Origin of the sequence: Chitinophaga sp., from assembly GCF_035564935.1 — a bacterium.
Lineage (GTDB): Bacteria > Bacteroidota > Bacteroidia > Chitinophagales > Chitinophagaceae > Chitinophaga.
Genome location: NZ_DATMTE010000748.1, coordinates 1 through 2,753 on the forward strand (window position 1 = coordinate 1; position 2,753 = coordinate 2,753).

At 45.7% G+C, this 2,753-nt stretch carries 3 protein-coding genes; 2 read left to right on the top strand and 1 reads right to left on the bottom strand.

The genetic code is table 11. The annotated features are described in order from the left end of the window. Positions 1–196 precede the first annotated feature (196 nt). Positions 197–604: a contact-dependent growth inhibition system immunity protein gene (locus VN105_RS19375; RefSeq protein ID WP_325643244.1), complete on the top strand. Its 408-nt coding sequence runs from the start codon at positions 197–199 to the stop codon at positions 602–604. Positions 605–790: 186 nt separating this feature from the next. Here VN105_RS19375 and dinB read toward each other — a convergent pair whose 3' ends face one another. Beyond that, positions 791–1,909 (bottom strand): DNA polymerase IV, encoded by a 1,119-nt coding sequence (gene dinB / locus VN105_RS19380; RefSeq protein ID WP_325643246.1) that lies wholly within the window; start codon positions 1,907–1,909, stop codon positions 791–793. Positions 1,910–2,041: 132 nt separating this feature from the next. Here dinB and VN105_RS19385 point away from each other — a divergent pair, with 132 nt between their 5' ends. Next, positions 2,042–2,626, top strand: coding sequence for a pentapeptide repeat-containing protein (locus VN105_RS19385; RefSeq protein ID WP_325643248.1), 585 nt, complete (start codon positions 2,042–2,044; stop codon positions 2,624–2,626). The last annotated feature ends 127 nt before the right edge of the window (positions 2,627–2,753 follow it).

The window sequence follows — 2,753 nt, forward strand, 5'->3', positions numbered from 1 at the left end:
GCCATCAACAATATTGATTATATTTATACCCTGTTGATCCTGGTTTCTTATAACCGCCGGCGCTGGCTGGCTACCGCAACACCTGCAATACTCCGCAGGTTCTGACAGATGATCACCATCAAAAGAAAAAATTGCGCGTTGAAATCATCTTCATAAATAACTATTTTATTAGCACGAAAAGAGAGACACATTTTTTATGAATAAGAAAGATATCTGGAGATATAAATCTTTGGAGCAGTTGGAGAATAAGAGTTGGGGAACAGCCACAGATCAGGATTCGGGAATAGTTCAGAAATGTCTTGCCTTAGTTAAAGTACCAGTAGTAAAATTAGCCGCAAGCGAATTGCGCGTCTTAATCGGACAATCATTTAATCCTTCTTACCTGGTTCCTTTAGCACTGGAGATATTACAAAATGATGTACTGGTAACTGCCGGTATGTATCCCGGCGACCTGCTGAAAGCTGTACTCGACGTTCCGGCTGCTTTCTGGGAAGAACATCCCGACCTTCACAAAAACCTGCTGGACCTGATGCAGGAAAGAAGCGAAGAAATTGAAACAGAAATAGACGTACCTGCATTCTGGCGTAACAACCTGGTCATGTAAGCATGGTTATTTTATGCGGTAACTTATCTTCTCCCGCATAAAATAAGAACATCAGCGGAAAACCTGTCACTTCTTCTTCAGTATATACTACACCACTCCACGTATTAACCAGTAAGGATCTTACCGGGGCTGCTGCAGTTTGTACTGCGTACAGGAGAACTTTGCCTGTGCGCAAAAACAGTATCGCTATTCCTCAAAATTGAATAACGACAACTGTCCTGATGGAGGCAACTTCTCCTGGTTCAACGACGCATCATTGAAATTAGACAGGGTAATGCCTAACAGGCGGATCCGCTTATCCTCCGGGTAAGTAGCTGCCAGCAATTGTTTTGCCGTGTCTACAATAATTTCATAATCGCCTACCGGAAAAGGAAAGGAATGATTCCTGGTGATCTGCTTAAAATCACTATACTTTATTTTCAGGGTAACAGTGCGACCTTTCAACTGGTAGCGCTGCAAACGGTCGTATACCGTTTTCCCGATCTTTTCCAGCTCCGCCTCCATATCAGCCACCACGGTTAAATCGTATGGAAAAGTATCTTCCGCGCCGAGCGATTTCGTTTCCCGGTGCGGCTGCACTTCCCGGTCATCTATTCCCCTTACAATCCGGTAATAGAAACTCCCTACTTTACCAAAATGGGTTTTCAGATCCTGCTCCGATAATTTCTTCAGATCAGCCCCTGTAAAGAGGCCCATCCTTTTCATCTTATCGGCAGTTACCTTTCCTACCCCATGAAACTTTTCTACCGGCAGCGTTTCCATAAACGACTCAATAGATGACGGCCCTATAAACGTAAGTCCGTCCGGCTTATTGAGGTCCGACGCAATTTTCGCCACAAACTTGTTTACCGATATCCCTGCAGAAGCTGTAAGCTGCAACTCATCCCTGATGGCTTGCTTGATCTGCCCGGCAATTTCAATGGCAGAACCAATATTCAACTTATCCTGCGTTACATCCAGGTAGGCTTCATCGAGCGATAAGGGCTCTATCAGATCCGTATAACGGGAAAATATTTCCCGGATATGCCGGGACGCCTCTTTGTACGCATCAAAACGGGGCCGGATAAAAATAAGCTCCGGGCATAACTGCAACGCCCTTTTGGAAGGCATGGCGGAACGTACGCCAAATTTACGCGCTTCATAACTGGCGGTAGCTACTACCCCACCCCGGCCTTCCGGCGAGCCACCCACAGCAATAGCTTTGCCGCGGTAAACCGGGTTATCGCGCTGCTCTACGGATGCGTAAAACGCATCCATATCAATATGAATAATTTTTCGTTGTATACTGTTAGATCTGTTCTCCATTTCAACACACAGGAAGCAACGTAAAGATATTCAGTATTTGGCGATTCACCCGACAAAAATGATTTTTCCCTAACGCTCAGCGCTGTACCGGTTCCACATAATCCTTACCTTCATACACTAAACCTTCAAACCGTGGCGGACTACGATCAGGAAATTTCACACGAACACAAAAGATTTGAAAACATCACCTGGGAAGGCAAAACCATCTCCGGCAGGGAGTTCTACGATTGCCATTTTTATAAATGCAGCCTGAAGGAATGCATCTTTATAGAATGTACCTTTGAGAAATGTACTTTCGAAGAATGCGATCTTTCACTGATACAGTTCAAACAAACCGCTTTCAGCCGCGTGGTGTTGCAATACACAAAAGCCATTGGCATTGCCTGGCATAACGCCCGGAAACCGCTCACGGTAGACTTCCACCACAGCCGCCTCAGCTACTGCAGCTTTTCCGGCCAGAACCTGAAAAAAGGAATTTTTCTCCACTGCCAGGCAGATGAAGCCGATTTCTCCGGCTGTAACCTTTCACTGGCCGACTTCCGCGGCACCGACCTCGCAGGCGCACGCTTCTCGGAAACAGATCTCACGCAGGCTAACTTCACCGGCGCTCAGCGATACGCCATTGACGTACAAAACAATAAAGTAAGAAAAGCAAAATTCAGTTTACCTGATGCCCTCGCATTGCTCGACGGGCTGGGTGTGGAGATTGTGGAATAACGCGCGGATTTTGTCTGACTCAGGATTTTGATGATTTCGCTGATTACACTGATTAGATTTTGTGGGATTTTAAACTGATTCGGGGAGATAACAGCGGATTTTGTCTGACTCAGGATTTTGATGATTT